The sequence below is a fragment of the Tissierella simiarum genome (genome assembly GCF_018917865.1).
In the GTDB taxonomy this organism is placed as follows: domain Bacteria; phylum Bacillota; class Clostridia; order Tissierellales; family Tissierellaceae; genus Tissierella_C; species Tissierella_C simiarum.
Map to the genome: position 1 here is coordinate 70,087 of NZ_JAHLPM010000016.1, position 16,046 is coordinate 86,132.

Consider the following 16,046-nt stretch of genomic DNA (forward strand, 5'->3'; position numbering starts at 1 on the left):
AGTATACCTTTACGCAGAAATAAAAAACGTCTTGTTTAATAATGAATTTTTATAAAATTACTATGTGATATTCCATTTATAAGAATATAATAACTTCTATAAATATTGATTATTAGAAATTCTTCTATAGGATTTCTTTTTTGCAAGTTTAATTGTTTCCATAACAAGACCGACATTTTGCTTTCTACCTATTTTATATGCAACAATAAAATAATCATATAAATCTTTTATTAATAATAGATATAATACATTAAAACGGCCTCTCTATTTATTAACCTATTATATACAATAGATAATAGGTTAATAAACTGTAAAAATAGGTATACTAATAAAAAAATGTATTCAAGGTAGGAATAAAATGAAAAAACGATATTCAACGATTGCATTGGCTTCTATTTGTGCACTTGTACTGCTGGTGGCAGGAGTATGGAATTATACTCAAAATAGTAGAAACAACCAAAATATTAAAAATAACATAAATAATAAAAGTGAGAATCAGTATATTAAACAGGAATTAAATGAAGAGAGTGAGCTTACCACATACAGATTTCCGGCCGAGTTTGAAAAGCAGCAAGCTATCTGGATGCAGTGGCCGTCAGAAGTATATAATCAAGGCGACCACCCTGTAAATCCTGTTATCATTAATATTATGAAGGCTCTTGAGCCGTATATTAGAGTTAATGTCATGGTACGCAATAATTATGAAATCACCGAAATCGAAAACGTGCTTAAAAACAGTGGTTACTCCGGTACAAACATTCATTTTTACGTAATTAACCATTTATCCATATGGACAAGAGACGTTGGGCCTATTTTCGTGAAAGACAGCCAAAATAAGCTGAACGTAGTGGACTTTGGTTTCAACAACTACAGCAGAAATGGCAGTCAGGATTATGTCAATGTGGAGGGTCAGGTAGATAAACTCGTCGCTCAATTATGCAAATTACCGGTGATCGACACAAAACTTGTTTCTGAAGGTGGTGCCATAGAGTCAAATGGCCAGGGGACATTAATGACAACAGAATCGGTGGTTCTCAAACGTAATCCTGGAATGACAAAGCAGCAAATTGAGGATGAATATAAAAGAGTTCTCGGAGTAAAAAAAATCATCTGGTTAAAAAAAGGGCTGGCTGAGGATGATCATATTACAAGTGGACATATCAATGAAATAGCGCGTTTTACAGATCCTAATACAATACTTTTAGCTCAGATCCTGCCAGGGGACAGGTATGTAAATGAAGCTTCCCGTGAGTCTTATTTACGACTTGAAGAAAACTATAATATTCTTCGGAATGCGACAGACCAGGATGGGAAACCGTTTCATATCATAAGGGTTCCAATGCCCCCTACAATTTATCAGAAACCAAATGATATAGGAAAAATACCTATACGAAGCTACTTGAATTATGCTGTCACAAACGGTGCAGTGATTATGCAGACTTATTGGAAGCCGGGCTTATCCAGTGAACTAAAACAAACGGAAGATAGTGTCAAAGACATATTACGCGATGCATTCCCCGGACGCGATATTATTGGTATTGATGCCGAAAACTTGAATCTTTGGGGAGGTGGAATCCATTGTATAACTCAGCATATGCCTGGAGATTAGCTTTATTAACCGGTGAAAGTCTTTAAGTTGCTATTCAAACCTGGCACACTGTTTCTATGTATTTCTATTGCGGATAATGAAAAAAGAGTCAAAAAACCTATATTGGTTTACATAATGTAGAAAAAAGGTTATTTCTCTAGAGAAATAACCTTTTTTCTTTTTCTGATTATATTATACTCTAAAAATGCTAAACATGCAAGAAATAATTTGAGATATTAAGAGATATATAGATTAAGTAATTTAATACTTTTCTTATATAATAGTGCCATGTATTTGTTAATATGAGGGACTTTATTTTTTCTTCCATATTGTATAGTATTAATATACTGTCATTTCACCGCATAAATGTTCTTTTTTTATTTATATTCATAATTTTATATTGGAGGTGTAAGTTTTATGCAGGCTCAAAAACATCCAGCATTTGATGAGGAGAGAAGATATTTAGAGGATACTTGTAAATGTATGGACAGGGAGATAGATTATCTTGCAGATGAAGTAGAGAAAATGGATGAAGAATTATCAAAACTTAAAAGATCAGTAGGTGGTAATTATAGTGATGATGTTATTGTAAAAACTACAATTCATGAATCCAATAAGAGGAAACTTAATCAACTTAAGAGGGCCGAAGATAAACCGTATTTTGGGAGGATTGATTTTAAAGAGTTTGAAAAAGCTGAATATGAAACCTTCTATGTAGGTAAAACAAGTTTAACTAGGAAAAATGATAACAAAATGCTTATTATTGACTGGAGAGCTCCTATGGCAAGCTTATATTATAGCGGTGAAATAGGAGAGGTAATGTATAAAGCACCTGAAGGACTAATAATAGGGGATTTGGGCCTTAAAAGGCAGTATGAAATAGATAAAAAGGAGTTAATTAATATTTTTGATAAAGGACTTACTCCTATGGACGAGTATCTTCAAACAGCATTATGGGAAAAGAAAGATAATAGACTTAAAGATATTGTTAATACTATACAGAGTGAACAAAATGATATTATAAGGGCAGATAAAGAAAAAGTCCTTATAGTACAAGGAGTAGCAGGAAGCGGAAAGACTACAATAGTTTTGCATAGAATAGCCTACCTTATGTATACTTATCAGGAAGTGTTTAATGCTGAAAAGCTGCTTATCATAGTACCTAACAATCTTTTCTTAAACTATATTTCTGATGTACTGCCAGATTTAGGCGTTGAAGAAATAAAACAGTCTACATTTGAAGATATGGCAATGTCTTTATTGGATGCAGAGTATAAGCTAGTAGATATTGAAACTAAATTTTATCAGTTATTAGATTATCAGAAGTTATCAGAAGAATACAGAGAAAAGTTGCAGTGGACATCGTTTTTTAAAGGCTCTATGATATTTAAGAATATAATAGATAGATATGTTACTCATTTATCTTCTAATTTTGTTCCTAAAATTGATCTTAAAATCAATGGCTTTATTATATATTCATACGATGAAGTCCTGAAAATGTATGAAAAAGACTATAGATACCTTCCTATTATACCGCGGTCAAAGAGAATACAAAAATATATCGAATCCAATATGTTAGATAGAGTTAAAAGTATTCAAAAGGAAATTTCCGATCAATATGAAAATAAGGTGAATCTTTTAAAAGATTCTGTAGAAGATATAGAGTCTATTAGAAGTGAGCTTATAAAATTATATGATGAAAGGGATAAAATAAACCAGGAATTAAAAAAATCCGTGGATAAAGCTACAAAACAATATTTTGATCAATGGCAGAATCTTGATATAGGTACCTTGTATAAAGATTTAATATCAGATTATGAGAAATTAAGATTATATGCTGATAAAGAGTTTGACAGAGACCTTATTGCATTTGTAAGTAATTATTCTAAGAAAATATTTGATAGTGGAATGTTAGAGAGGGAAGATTTAGCTGCACTGCTGTATCTTCATTTAAAACTTGAAGGATTATCTTTAGAAGAAAAATATAATCATATAATAGTGGATGAAGCGCAAGACTATAGTGAGCTTCAAATGTATATATTAAGACAACTTAGCAGTAATAATTCTTTTACAATAGTTGGAGATATTTCACAAGGAATACATTCATATAAGGGTATAGGAAGTTGGAAAGAGTTAATGGAGAATGTATTTGTTGGTTGTGATAGAGAGCTATTAAATTTAAAAAAATGTTATCGATCTACAATGGAGATAATGAACTTTGCTAATCAGGTGATAAAGAAATGGAGAAAAGAGGAGATAACTCTTGCAGAGCCTGTGTTAAGATCAGGAGATAAACCTCTTATTATAAAAAAGAATAGTGATGAAGAAATCGTTAATGATATATCTTTAAGAATAAAGGAGCTTAAAGAGGAGGGGCATAAATCAATTGCTGTAATATGCAAGACTACACAAGAAAGTATAGGTGTATACCAATTATTAAAAAATGCTATTACTGACGACATTCATTTAATTACTGATAAAGATACTTCTTACGAAGGTGGAATAGTAGTAATTCCAACATATCTATCAAAGGGGTTAGAGTTTGATGCTGTCACAGTGTTTAACTGTTCAAAGGACAATTATATTGCCGATGAACTTCATATAAAATTGTTATATGTTTCAATAACTAGACCTTTGCATAAACTTTTTATATATTATAAAAATGAGCCATCGATATTATTAGATATTGATAGCGACTATTTTAATACTTTATAAAGACTTGAGTATTAACAATAAAATATGATGTTTTAGATTATAATGCTAGAGTATTATAAGATGCCTTGAGGGATGTATTTACAAGATTATGAAAAGTTTATTGAATTCATGAATGAGCAACCAGATGGTCGCTCTTTTCTCTTGTTCAAAACATAAAAGCAGTTGCTTATGCTAAAGATCATATTCACCTCAAGTTATAGAGTACATTGCTAGCTGCCTTTGTGCCGAACGAATCAGTAAATATGAATTTCTTACAGATCAGTTTTATCTGGATGAGAATTAGACTTTAAATAGTATTTCTTCATAGCGAGAACAGATTCATTGCTAATAACATGTTCTATGGAGCAAGCATCTTTATCTGCAATTTCTGGATCGATATTTAAAATCTCGATAAAAAAACGACGAAGTACATGATGTTTATAGGAGGTTTGTTCCGCTAGAGTTTTGCCTTCTGGAGTCAAAAATATTTCCTTATATCTTTCATTTATGATCAATCCTTTTTCAGCTAGTGTAGCCATGGCACTGTTGGTGCTGGCCTTTGTAACACCAAGACGTTTAGCAATATCAGATACCCTGGCTCCGCCATCTTTGTCGGAAAGTTCATATATTGCTTCAAGATAATTCTCCATAGTGAAAGTTAGCTTTTCCATATGATAAAACCCCTTTCTTTTATAAGATTAATGTAAAATCAATAAATTTTTTGTACTTACACACCTAAATTCACGGAATGTGGAATAAAATTGAAAGCTCATAACATTTTTAAATCTAATAATTAATTGGAAATACATAAGAAACTAAAAAGCACTTTTTCGGAATTCATTTGGTGTAAAGTCTGTAGCTCGTTTAAACATTTCAGAAAAACTACCATGAAACTTATATCCCACTGCATTTGCAACTTCTCCTATCTCTTGATTGAAATTTAAAATTAAGTCCTTCGCTTTTTCTATACGTAGAGACTGAATTTATTCTGTTATAGTTAGACCGTAGGCTTTTTTAAATGAACCTGTTAATTTATTATGGCTCATGTATGCAATCTTCGCTAGTGTATCTAGTGAATATGATACAAATTAAATTAGAATAAACTAACTTATTATAGTATATCAGGAAAGTTAGATGATTAAAAGAGATTTTATCAATTAAATTATCCGCTGGAAAGGAAGGTTTTCTGATTGAAATGTAATAAGCACAGAAAAATTTGTAGTCCATTAGTTGCCTGATATAGTACAGGCTATCGTAACACCTATAGCATTCCTAGCTAGTATGCTGTATTTTGATTGGCGTCTGGCTTTGATTTGTATGATTCCCATTGCTGTAGGGTTTATGGTGTTGAGCTTTATGCTTAAAGGAGAAAGCGGAAGTTTCTTAGAGCTGTATGTGTTTAGATGTAAATATTCGATAGTTGTTCTTTGCACAACGTTGGGAGGATATAAGTCCAACCTTATCCCAATAACGAATCGTAGTTGCTGGAACGCCAGTTTCTTGACTGATATCATTGATAAGAAAAATCTTTGGCGGACTAGAAGAAGCACGAAATAAGGGGCTAACTGCTAAACATTTTTCATTTAATAGAAAAGGAGGACGCTGTGAAAATTGCGAGGGGCTTAGATATGTTACAAGTAACATGCTGTTTTTTAAAGACTTAGAAGTGATTTGTCAGGTCTGTGGTGGAAATCAGTTTAACGACGAGGTTTTATCTGTAAAATACAAAGGTTATACGATAAAGGATATTCTGAAAATGTCTGTTGAAGATGCGTTATGTGTTTTTAACACATATCCTAAAATTGAAAGGATTCTAAAGCTACTTCAAAATGTAGGATTAAGATATCTGGAACTTGGGCAAACATTGACAACTTTATCTGGTGGCGAAGGGCAACGTCTAAAATTAGCAAAAGAACTTATTAATAATGGGGAAAAACAGCTTATATATAATGGATGAACCTACGACTGGATTACATCCATTGGATGTAGAAAATTTTCTTACACTTTTAAATCATATTGTAGATTCTGGGAGCACTGTAATTGTAGTTGAACATAATCAACAGATTATAAGAGCTGCTGGTTGGATTGTAGACCTTGGTCCAGAGGGAGGAAAAAATGGTGGACAAGTTGTATTTACAGGGACACCGCGGGATATATTGAAAAACGGAACAACGATTACAGCAGACTATTTACGAAAATCTTTGTAATCTATTAATTGAAAAAAGCTATATCTTTAAAGAATTTATAATAGAAGAACGCTAATTTTAGCGTTCTTCTTCATTGCGACTTAAAAATAACAACAAATATATAAAGAATAACGATAAATATACAAAGAATAACAATAAAAAATATTGAAATTGTTCAACTCGTGATATATAATATTAAAGTGGTTAACAAACAAAAATATATTAAGGCGAGGTAATATTTATGAAAGAAAGAATAAGTTCAAAATTATTAAATGGGATTGTGATCGTGGGAATTACTTTAACGATTCTTGCACTTATAGCCACACCACTTGTGATTACAGCATTTTTGAAAGTTTCAAATAGGGAACTATTAGGTTCTAATATGGTGATGATATTGACAGGATGTATCTATATCTGTGCAATCCCATATCTTATAGCACTATTTAAATTAAAATCCATTTGTAGACTGCTTTGCTCAGAAAATTCTTTTTCACCTGAAATTGCAAAGGAATTTCAAATAATCGCAATCTGTGGATTTAGTGAGGCGGTACTTTTTATATTGGCAGAACTGTTCCTCTATTTTAGCTGTGACTTATTTTTGTATGCACTAACGATAATTCCTTCAATTATAGTTCCTTTTGTCTCTATAACAGCAGGATTTCTCTCATTACTTATGTCAAAAATTTTTAAAAAAGCAGCAGAGATAAAAGAAGAAGTAGACCTTACTTTTTAATTGGATAATTGGAGGTGTAATTATATGATAGTTGTCAACTTAGACGTTATGATGGCAAAACGTAAAATGTCACTTACTGAGTTATCCGAAAAACTTGGTATGACCATGGCAAATGTTTCTAATTTTAAAAATCAAAAAGCTAAGGCTGTTAGGTTTACTACCCTAGATGCATTGTGTAGAATACTTGATTGCCAGCCAGGTGATATTTTGGAATACAGAGAGGATGTTTAATTGTGAGAAAAATATCTAAAATGATCTTTAAAATAATAGGTGCAATATTAATCATTGCAATTATAGGCATAGTTATCTTACTTATTAAAGGGCCCAGTGACCCGATAGTTTTAACAGATGAGGAAGTAATAAAGCGAAATGAACAGCAGAGTAAGCTATATGAGAATGTGGATTTGACTGGATTTGATACAGTTTCAATTACAGGAGAGAAAGTAACATCCGACTATTTTAAAGACTATAAAATAACAATGATAAACCTTTGGACAACAAACTGTAGTCCATGTATTGCTGAAATGCCAGATATTGCAAAACTTTACGATAACAGACCTAAAGATAGTAATATTATCTCAATCTGTGTTGATACTGTTGATGACAAGGATGCTGTAGAATTTGCTACAAAAGTTATGAGTGATGCGGATGCCAAGTTCTTGACCTTAATTCCAGATGCTGTGTTGCAAAAAGCATTGACTGACAGAGCAAATCTTTTTCCGACCACTATCTTTGTAGATTCAAATGGTAAAATAGTCGGACAACCACACTTCGGTGGCCGAACTGAAGATGATTATAGACAAGCAATTCTTGATAGATTAGAACAGGTTGAAAAATCAAAATAAACAGGAGTGAATAAACTACGATGAAAAAAATAGAATCGATGAAATTAAACATACGATATACTCTCCTGATTTTCTCCTTTTTATTTATTGGGATAGGCATTCTTCGTGGAGAGCATTTGGTAGTATTGAAAAAAGCAGTCAATATTTGCCTTGAATGCATAGGTATCGGATAATGGATAAACTAAAAATAAGCAAACGGCATATCATTCAAACCATTACAACGATTATTACAAATGGATATATCGCTGGATTTATGAAAGGTAAAATATTTGCAGGTAACTCAAAATTTATTTGTGTGCCGGGACTGAATTGTTATTCCTGTCCTGGTGCTATCGGATCTTGTCCTATTGGTTCTTTGCAAGCAGTTTTAGGAGGGAGGAAGCATAATTTTTCATTTTATGTATTAGGATTTATTATGCTGTTTGGAGTGCTTCTTGGAAGATTTGTTTGTGGTTTTCTATGTCCGTTTGGATTTTTACAGGATTTGCTTCATAAAATTAAGTCACCAAAAACCAAGGTTCCGAAGAAGATAGACAAGCCACTTCGATATTTAAAATATGCTATGCTTTTAATTCCTGTTATTCTATTACCAATTTTTCTAACCAATCAATATGGTATGGCACAGCCTTATTTCTGCCAATGGATTTGTCCGGCAGGAACGCTGGAGGGCGGTATCCCGTTACTCATTAAAAATGAACCTTTAAGAGAAACAATTGGATTTTTGTTTAATTGGAAAATGGGGATATTAGTACTGATAATCGTTGCTTCAATATTTATATATAGACCTTTTTGCAAGTACATCTGTCCTCTTGGCGCATTTTATTCACTTTTCAACAAGTTTAGCTTTTATCAAATGAATGTGGATAAACTAAAATGCAACGGCTGTAAAACTTGTGAAAAGCAGTGTAAGATGAATGTTAAGATAACAAAAGATATTAATTCGATGGAATGTATTCGTTGTGGAGAGTGTAAAAAAGCCTGCCCGAAGGGTGCAATAACATCAGGAGTTTGTTTAAAAGGCACAGTAAGAGTTACCAAAGAAAATGAGCATACATCTTATCAATAAAAGTAATAAAGAAAAAACAAAGGCATTGAGATGAAAAAATTTCGATGCCTTTGTTTTTTATAAACAAAAAGCAGTTCAATAAATCTGATATCCAGTAAAAAATTATGAGACTGTGTTTTCGTTACTGAAAAATACAGTCTCTTTTTTTATTGTCTGATTCGCAGAATAGAAATGAATGAAAATAATGCTTGTAAGATTTATGAGAGATATATTTTTAGTTATATGCAATTAATCCTTTTGAAGCGATCCAATCCTATTTAAGAGTATGAATTCACATAATTATACTATTTTTCCTATGCTAAAGGCAACTTGTTTCTTACAAAATAGTGTTGACAAATGGCTCCTTTTAACATAAACTACTTTATATATAAAGTAGTTTATGTTAAAAGGAGTGGGGAAACATGTTAGCAAAACCAGCCATGTTACTTTTGGGAATGATAAGTGAGGGACCTAAAGGTGCATATGAGATTACCAAGATGCTTGATTGTATGAATGTCAAATGGTGGTTTAATATATCAGATTCCACAGTATATTCAACAATCAAGAGTCTTGAAAAAAGGAAATTAGTAAGTGGTAAGGCAGAAAGAAAAAGCAATATGCCCGAAAGAACTGTTTATAGTATTAGTCAATTAGGTAAAGATGAATTAAAATCTTCCATAAAAGAAGTTTTTATGACTATGGATTATGATACAACTATTTATTCTATAGCTGTTACCTATATTAATATTTTTAGTAGTTTTGAACAAGTACAACTTTTTTACTCAAGGCTACAAATGCTTCAAGAATATTTACCGGGAATTGAAAACAGCATAAAAAGCAAGCAGAGAACTGGATTATCTGTAAGGCATATTGAAAATATAATTAGAATGAAAAATATTGTATTAGTGGAGATTGATAGTGTTAAAAAAATGCTAGAAATTTTAAATTCTAATAATATAGAGAAGAGAGAATAATTTATGAAACCTTTTTTAAAAAAATGTTTTAAATTTGAACTTTCAAAAGACACTATTGTTGCTTTTATCAGCGGAATAGTCGTAATTTTTTTTAGTTCATTAATGCTGTTTTTTCAAGAACAAACGATTTTAAATGAAATTATGTCTATATTTCTACGTGATGTATTAATGATACTATTTATAGGTTTCTGGTTTGTACTTTATTATGTGATTATTGTTAAAAAAGAGAGCATTTCAGTTCTTGGGATTACCAAAAAGAAACTTACTTTAAGTCTTGTATTAAATGTAGGTTTTGGTGCAGGTCTTCTTACAGTTTTTATGAAGGATGGAGAAAAGATCGTATTTAATTATGGAACATTATGTGCGATAGTCTACATAATTGCAGCTGGTATTTTTGAAATGGTTTTTATCTATGGATTTTTAAGAAACTATTTTGAAAGGGCATTTGGAATTGTTCCTTCAATAATTATTACGGCAGCTTTTTATAGTCTTCATCACACTGGATTTCAGCCTGAATTTTTAAAGTTATTTTTTGTTGGAATAATGTATATTTCCGTATTTTATATCACAAGAAATTTATTTATTATATTTCCATTCTTTTGGGGAGTTGGGGCGATATGGGACGTTCTAGTGAATTCAACAGCAGGAGAAGCTCTTTTAGGAACAACTTCACTAATCGTTGGAATTGCAATAATTTTAATCATGGTTGCAATATCATTATATTTTAGAAATAAGTATAAAGAACAAATACTAAACACAAATAGCAGACAATCTATATAATGGGAGGTGGCTGAATGCCTCAAATGAATAAAGGTGGGAAATTTATATTTGGAATATCAATTTTAAGAGATAATTTAAGCATACAATTTCCTACACAAGCAATCGAAGAATATGATATAACTTCAGAGGGAAAAGTATTTCTTATCTCTGGAAGTAAAACAACTGGTGGTTTTGTAGTAACACGAAAAGGAATGCTCTACGACTCTAAAATTGGAAATATCCTTAAAGATACAGCACAGCTTTGTAACTATGAATTGCCGCAAGGAAAATTTGTAAAGTATAAAGGTAGATTGTATTGCTGGTTAAGTATATCAACTAATGGTAAAATCCAATTTACTTCAGATATGATGAATACTCTAGAAATTAATATAGGTCATAAACTACTTTCAATACGGAGTAGTAATATAGCCTTTACAATGGGGGCAAAAGGACCGTTGTTAGAAAAAGCTGAAAACTTTGATGGTGAAATTGAGATATATTGAGATTATATACTCTTAACTTAGAAGCCCTAAAGGCATTTGGATTATCAATAAAGAATATCTTTTAATTGTTTAATCTTGCAACATTATGCTACGAAAGTAAATTGACGAACTCAAAAAAATTGATATAAGTAATATTACAGCTCATAAAGGGGTTCAATGTATATATGAAATAGTTGCAAATGTATGAGACCTGGATTTATTTAAATGAAGGATAAATCTCAAGCTGAACAGTGATTTATAGAGCTTGTGCAAGAACTAAAAAGTGATTTTGGTTCTTGATTATTACTTGTAGTCCATGTAGGAAGCTGGGTGGCATCAGTTATTTTGTTTGCTGTCTTGTATTTACATTAACTATGTGCCTTATATTTGGAAAGTCTTTGAAATGTAACTTTAGAGGATTCCGAGAATATCCTACCAATTTGTTATAGAGGATGAAAACAACAGCAAAGCGGTAGGGATGAATAAAAGAGCAGTTATCCAATCTAATCTCGCTACTTTCCCATTATACTTTTTCTATATTCTTTAGGTGTACATGAAACTTTCTTTTTAAAACTTTCTATATAATAGCTGGCACTTCCAAATCCCGTAAGATCTGCTATTTGGCTTATAGTCATATCTGTAATTCGCAGCAATTCTATGCTCTTATTAATTCGATAATTGAGAATATATTCGAATACAGTACATTTTACTATACGCTTGAAAGAGCGACAGCATTCACCTTTGCTGATATGAACTACGGATGCGATTTCTTGAAGAGTAATCTTTTCCATATAATGTTCATGAATGTAACTCATTATGGTCTTGATTCTCTGTTGATCAATATATTTATTGAAATTTTCTTCCGTTATTGTTTTGTTTTGATTCGTAATAAGCAGCTTCCACATAGCTGCTAGTTCTATACATATGTCAAGTTCATAACCATATGCTTTTTGGGAATAGAGGTCATAGATTGTATTAATTTTGTTTAATATTTTATTCTGCCATTCTACATCGCTTTTCATCACGATCATAGAATGAGTGTGTGACTTTAAAAAAGGTTTCACATACTTTTGTTCGAGGGCACTTCCAGGAAAGAATGTAAGCAGCTTAGGGTCCACATTTATGCATATATACGTGCTATCAGGATTTGCAACCGGTTTTGACATATGGAGACACTCACTATTGATAAAAATCCCCTGGCCTTCTTTTAATGTATATACATTCTGATTAACTAAAAACTCCACTTCTCCTTTTGTAACCAGCGAAAACTGAATTTCTTCGTGCCAATGCCAGTTAATGAATCCCAGAACATTCTTATCTAGCTGATTCACGTAAACAGCCATCGGAAAATCATAGCTGCCGTGCAGCGTTGTCTCTTTATGATTCTCGTCAATTTGTATATCTCTTATCTGCATAGTTTCACTCCCTTAGATCAATATAACGATATTTTTAATCAATATTTATATAGAAATTAAATTTAGATATCAATATAATTATATAATAGATGTAAAGATTTTCAATGTAAAAAAGGAGGTGTTAATAAAATGGCATCCAGTATTTCGATTGTTAAAGGAAAAAAGTACAGCGATGAATTATCAAATTTATTATCAATTGAAGCAGCTGAAGCGGTAGCAAGATTTCATCTTTCTATACCGAGGTATCAAAAGACTCCATTGGTTGAACTTCCTAGTCTCGCCAGCAAATTAGGTGTGCAGAAAATTTTTATCAAAGATGAATCACATCGATTTGGATTAAATGCATTTAAAGGTTTAGGAGCTACTTATGCTATTGCAAAGATTATCTCCAAGATTATGAATTTAGATGAAAACTGCCTAGATTATTCCTTTCTTACATCTGAAACTATTCGGAATAAAATTAATCATTTGGTATTTGTCACAGCAACAGATGGCAACCATGGAAGAGGAGTAGCATGGGCTGCATCTATCTTCGGCTGTAAAGCAATTGTCTACATGCCGAAGGGCTCTAAAGAATGTCGTGCAGAGGCTATAAGAAGCATTAATAATACCCAAGTACAAATTACCGATTTGAACTACAATGATACGGTGCGATTTGCCTATGACTATGCAAAGAAACATGGATATTGTTTAGTACAGGATACAGGATTTGCAGGTTATGAAGAGATACCGAGTCATATCACTCAGGGTTATACAACTATGGTATCTGAAGCCATTGCGCAATTATCCGAATACCAAATTGAAAAACCTTCCCATGTATTTCTTCAAGCAGGGGTTGGATCTATGGCAGGAAGTGTTCTTGGGTATCTGACACATTATTATCAAAAGAGGCCGCCAATCACGACGATTGTGGAGCCTTCTACTGTTGCTTGTATCTATGAATCAGTTAGGGGTGGCAATGGAAAACCCCAAGCAATTGGTGGAAATCCGAAAACCATTATGGCTGGATTAAATTGTGGTGAACCCAACCCATTTACATGGCCGATTTTAAGAGACTATGCTTCCTTTTATGCCAGTTGTCCAGATTGGGTAACAGAATGCGGCATGAAAACACTTGCTCATCCTGTCGGCAATGACGCAAAAGTGATATCTGGTGAATCAGGTGCAGTTGGGTTAGGGCTTCTTGCATCTTTGTGTAAGGATGATAGTTTAAGTTACTATAAGCAATTGCTCAATTTAAACGAGGATTCAACTATTCTCATATTCAACACAGAAGGAGATACAGATCCAGAAGCATATGAAATCATTATAAATCAATAAAAAATGAAAAGGAGAATTCTTATGAATCAAAAAATACGGGAAATGATCGATTCTTTAGAAAGTCAATTAATATCCTTTGCCCAAGACTTAGTTCGGATCGAAAGCAGAACTGGTCAAGAAGGAAATATAGTACAACGTGTAAAACAGGAAATGGAAAAATTGGACTATGATGATATTATCATCGACAAAGTAGGAAACATTATAGGCATAATTGGAAATGGACCGGTAAAGTTGCTATTTGACTCCCATATAGATCATGTAGATGTCAACGATGCAGACAAGTGGGTTCATGGACCTTATAGTGGAGATATTGAAGATGGTAAGCTGTATGGAAGAGGTTCCTCTGATATGAAAGGTTCTTTTGCTTCCGCAGTTTATGCTGGACATATTATGAAAAAACTCGGTTTGGCGGAGGGAAAAACGATTTTTATCTGCGGTTCTGTTATGGAAGAAGATTACGATGGAGAAGGGTTATATCATGCCATTGTGGACAATAATCTGAAGCCGGATTATGTTGTTATTTGTGAGCCAACTCATCTCAATATCTCCATGGGGCATTCAGGAAGAGCCATTTATAAAATTAATGTAAAAGGTACCTCTTCTCACGGTGCGGCTCCTGAAAAAGGAGATAACGCAGTATATAAAGCGGCAAAAATCATCGAACGTATTGAAGAACTCGGTAAAAAGTATATGGCAATGCCGTTGGAACGTCCTTCCATAGCACTTACTAAAATTGAAAGCACATCTGCTTCCATGAATGCAGTGCCGGGAAGTTGTACAATTTACATCGACCGTCGCATTTGTTTACATGAAACCGAAGAATCCATTGGAAAGGAAATGGATTCGCTAATCGGTGACATTGATGCTGATTGGGAAATCTATGATGCAATTGGAGAAAGCTATACTGGAGAGGACATTGTGCTGCATTCTTATCTACCAGCCTGGGAAATCAAGAAAGAGCATCCTCTGGCTCAAAGCTGTTTTCAAACATATCAGGAAGTGTTCGGCGAATATCCAAAACCATATAAATGGGACTTTTCAACCAATGGCGTCGCTTCCGCTAAGTTAGGAATACCAACCATAGGGTTTGGAGCAGGTATTGAAAAAATGGCACATATGGCAAACGAATATTGTCCTATTTCTGATTTAATACTTGCATGTCAATTCTTTTCCCTGTTACCGCTTAAACTGTAAACTAGAAAAAAGGGGATTAGTGCACACTCTCTTGGTTGTATTATTTCCCAGCAATGGGAAGATAATGCTAGGAGGGGATCATAAAATTTGTTCTAGAATATGTATCTATTATATTGATATAGGTTCAAAGCACATTGTATTGATAAAAAATAGCCTTATGGTAAAGATATATAAGATTTTAAGTAAAAATTTAAGTGTGCTTATATTCACTCAGATTGATATTCTGAGGGAATTTTTTATTAACAGGCAGAAATATAGCACAAATTACTTGTAAAAATGATAAAAAATATTTGCAAGTGAAAAAACCGTATGGAGGAAATATTTCTATTTATAATTCTGATATGTAAGAAATCATTATATGTAGCATATCAGTATCATCTTCTTATCAAAATCTACATTGGAATTGTTGTGAAGCTAACCAATAGAATGCGGACATACTTTAGTTAATAAAATAGGACATACAGGTATGTATTTAAATATTGCTTTTGCAGTGGTTTCTACTATTTTTATTTATAATATCTATCTTTTTTCAAAAAGAGTATACCCATCCTCTATAGGTGGGTGGTGAATTTTTACTTAGCTAAAGCTAAGTTTTTTCTTTTATTAGATTGCATAAATAATAGCATTTATTGTAAAATCATGACTACTATACTATAATATTACTATAATTTTCTAAGAAAGGAGGATTTAAATGCCCCAAAAGCCTACTAAAGAAGTTTTGTTTGGTGTTCAAAAACAACAGCTTAAACATTTGTCTAAAGGTGAATATTTAGCTTTAAGAGAGTTATGCTTTTTAAGCAAAAATATGTAT

18 protein-coding genes are annotated in these 16,046 nt (G+C 32.4%); 14 read left to right on the forward strand and 4 right to left on the reverse strand.

Features of this window, described 5'->3' with window-relative positions:
• Positions 1–358 precede the first annotated feature (358 nt).
• A complete protein-coding gene (locus KQI42_RS16290; protein WP_216521282.1) occupies positions 359–1,609 on the forward strand; it encodes an agmatine deiminase family protein in 1,251 nt (416 codons plus the stop codon).
• Positions 1,610–2,005: 396 nt separating this feature from the next.
• A complete protein-coding gene (gene helD, locus KQI42_RS16295) occupies positions 2,006–4,303 on the forward strand; it encodes an RNA polymerase recycling motor HelD (RefSeq protein ID WP_216521283.1) in 2,298 nt (765 codons plus the stop codon).
• Positions 4,304–4,554: 251 nt separating this feature from the next.
• Here helD and KQI42_RS16300 read toward each other — a convergent pair whose 3' ends face one another.
• The 3 genes from KQI42_RS16300 to KQI42_RS21875 all read right to left on the reverse strand — a co-directional run bounded on the left by KQI42_RS16300 (position 4,555) and on the right by KQI42_RS21875 (position 5,809).
• Positions 4,555–4,953: a metal-dependent transcriptional regulator gene (locus tag KQI42_RS16300; RefSeq protein WP_216521284.1), complete on the reverse strand. Its 399-nt coding sequence runs from the start codon at positions 4,951–4,953 to the stop codon at positions 4,555–4,557.
• 144 nt (positions 4,954–5,097) lie between these two features.
• Complete coding sequence (locus KQI42_RS21870; RefSeq protein ID WP_216521301.1) at positions 5,098–5,265, reverse strand: helix-turn-helix domain-containing protein; 168 nt, start codon at positions 5,263–5,265, stop codon at positions 5,098–5,100.
• A gap of 400 nt (positions 5,266–5,665) precedes the next feature.
• Positions 5,666–5,809 (reverse strand): MerR family transcriptional regulator, encoded by a 144-nt coding sequence (locus KQI42_RS21875; RefSeq protein WP_425519796.1) that lies wholly within the window; start codon positions 5,807–5,809, stop codon positions 5,666–5,668.
• Between KQI42_RS21875 and KQI42_RS16315 the strand changes: the two genes are divergently transcribed.
• The 10 genes from KQI42_RS16315 to KQI42_RS16355 all read left to right on the forward strand — a co-directional run bounded on the left by KQI42_RS16315 (position 5,796) and on the right by KQI42_RS16355 (position 11,327).
• The gene (locus KQI42_RS16315; protein ID WP_246566695.1) at positions 5,796–6,239 is read left to right on the forward strand and encodes a hypothetical protein; all 444 of its coding nucleotides are present in this window, start codon (positions 5,796–5,798) and stop codon (positions 6,237–6,239) included. The genes KQI42_RS21875 and KQI42_RS16315 overlap by 14 nt on opposite strands.
• On the forward strand, positions 6,232–6,489 hold the full coding sequence (locus tag KQI42_RS16320; RefSeq protein WP_216521287.1) for a hypothetical protein: 258 nt from the start codon (positions 6,232–6,234) through the stop codon (positions 6,487–6,489). The genes KQI42_RS16315 and KQI42_RS16320 overlap by 8 nt, the downstream gene beginning before the upstream one ends.
• A gap of 220 nt (positions 6,490–6,709) precedes the next feature.
• Positions 6,710–7,201 (forward strand): DUF2975 domain-containing protein, encoded by a 492-nt coding sequence (locus tag KQI42_RS16325; RefSeq protein WP_216521288.1) that lies wholly within the window; start codon positions 6,710–6,712, stop codon positions 7,199–7,201.
• 24 nt (positions 7,202–7,225) lie between these two features.
• A complete protein-coding gene (locus KQI42_RS16330; protein ID WP_216521289.1) occupies positions 7,226–7,432 on the forward strand; it encodes a helix-turn-helix domain-containing protein in 207 nt (68 codons plus the stop codon).
• 2 nt (positions 7,433–7,434) lie between these two features.
• Complete coding sequence (locus KQI42_RS21485; protein WP_216521290.1) at positions 7,435–8,046, forward strand: TlpA family protein disulfide reductase; 612 nt, start codon at positions 7,435–7,437, stop codon at positions 8,044–8,046.
• Between the two features lie 38 nt (positions 8,047–8,084).
• A complete protein-coding gene (locus KQI42_RS21490) occupies positions 8,085–8,219 on the forward strand; it encodes a CD1871A family CXXC motif-containing protein (protein ID WP_281420487.1) in 135 nt (44 codons plus the stop codon).
• Entirely contained in the window at positions 8,219–9,112 is an 894-nt protein-coding gene (locus KQI42_RS16340) for a 4Fe-4S binding protein (RefSeq protein WP_216521291.1), read from the forward strand. The genes KQI42_RS21490 and KQI42_RS16340 overlap by 1 nt, the downstream gene beginning before the upstream one ends.
• A 401-nt stretch (positions 9,113–9,513) precedes the next feature.
• The gene (locus tag KQI42_RS16345) at positions 9,514–10,065 is read left to right on the forward strand and encodes a PadR family transcriptional regulator (protein WP_216521292.1); all 552 of its coding nucleotides are present in this window, start codon (positions 9,514–9,516) and stop codon (positions 10,063–10,065) included.
• A gap of 3 nt (positions 10,066–10,068) precedes the next feature.
• Complete coding sequence (locus KQI42_RS16350; RefSeq protein ID WP_216521293.1) at positions 10,069–10,845, forward strand: CPBP family glutamic-type intramembrane protease; 777 nt, start codon at positions 10,069–10,071, stop codon at positions 10,843–10,845.
• Positions 10,846–10,859: 14 nt separating this feature from the next.
• A complete protein-coding gene (locus KQI42_RS16355; RefSeq protein ID WP_216521294.1) occupies positions 10,860–11,327 on the forward strand; it encodes a hypothetical protein in 468 nt (155 codons plus the stop codon).
• A gap of 491 nt (positions 11,328–11,818) precedes the next feature.
• Here KQI42_RS16355 and KQI42_RS16360 read toward each other — a convergent pair whose 3' ends face one another.
• Positions 11,819–12,649 (reverse strand): AraC family transcriptional regulator, encoded by an 831-nt coding sequence (locus tag KQI42_RS16360; RefSeq protein ID WP_216521295.1) that lies wholly within the window; start codon positions 12,647–12,649, stop codon positions 11,819–11,821.
• Between the two features lie 201 nt (positions 12,650–12,850).
• Between KQI42_RS16360 and KQI42_RS16365 the strand changes: the two genes are divergently transcribed.
• On the forward strand, positions 12,851–14,041 hold the full coding sequence (locus tag KQI42_RS16365) for a diaminopropionate ammonia-lyase (RefSeq protein WP_216521296.1): 1,191 nt from the start codon (positions 12,851–12,853) through the stop codon (positions 14,039–14,041).
• A gap of 21 nt (positions 14,042–14,062) precedes the next feature.
• Positions 14,063–15,235 (forward strand): YgeY family selenium metabolism-linked hydrolase, encoded by a 1,173-nt coding sequence (locus tag KQI42_RS16370; RefSeq protein WP_216521297.1) that lies wholly within the window; start codon positions 14,063–14,065, stop codon positions 15,233–15,235.
• The last annotated feature ends 811 nt before the right edge of the window (positions 15,236–16,046 follow it).

Coding starts and splice junctions, on each gene's coding strand:
- KQI42_RS16370 (WP_216521297.1), top strand. CDS start 14,063: ATGAATCAAAAAATACGGGAAATGATCGATTCTTTAGAAAGTCAATTA.
- KQI42_RS16320 (WP_216521287.1), top strand. CDS start 6,232: ATGGATGAACCTACGACTGGATTACATCCATTGGATGTAGAAAATTTT.
- KQI42_RS16355 (WP_216521294.1), top strand. CDS start 10,860: ATGCCTCAAATGAATAAAGGTGGGAAATTTATATTTGGAATATCAATT.
- helD (WP_216521283.1), top strand. CDS start 2,006: ATGCAGGCTCAAAAACATCCAGCATTTGATGAGGAGAGAAGATATTTA.
- KQI42_RS16350 (WP_216521293.1), top strand. CDS start 10,069: ATGAAACCTTTTTTAAAAAAATGTTTTAAATTTGAACTTTCAAAAGAC.
- KQI42_RS16300 (WP_216521284.1), bottom strand. CDS start 4,953: ATGGAAAAGCTAACTTTCACTATGGAGAATTATCTTGAAGCAATATAT.
- KQI42_RS16290 (WP_216521282.1), top strand. CDS start 359: ATGAAAAAACGATATTCAACGATTGCATTGGCTTCTATTTGTGCACTT.
- KQI42_RS16345 (WP_216521292.1), top strand. CDS start 9,514: ATGTTAGCAAAACCAGCCATGTTACTTTTGGGAATGATAAGTGAGGGA.
- KQI42_RS16365 (WP_216521296.1), top strand. CDS start 12,851: ATGGCATCCAGTATTTCGATTGTTAAAGGAAAAAAGTACAGCGATGAA.
- KQI42_RS16340 (WP_216521291.1), top strand. CDS start 8,219: ATGGATAAACTAAAAATAAGCAAACGGCATATCATTCAAACCATTACA.
- KQI42_RS21490 (WP_281420487.1), top strand. CDS start 8,085: ATGAAATTAAACATACGATATACTCTCCTGATTTTCTCCTTTTTATTT.
- KQI42_RS16360 (WP_216521295.1), bottom strand. CDS start 12,649: ATGGCTGTTTACGTGAATCAGCTAGATAAGAATGTTCTGGGATTCATT.
- KQI42_RS16330 (WP_216521289.1), top strand. CDS start 7,226: ATGATAGTTGTCAACTTAGACGTTATGATGGCAAAACGTAAAATGTCA.
- KQI42_RS16325 (WP_216521288.1), top strand. CDS start 6,710: ATGAAAGAAAGAATAAGTTCAAAATTATTAAATGGGATTGTGATCGTG.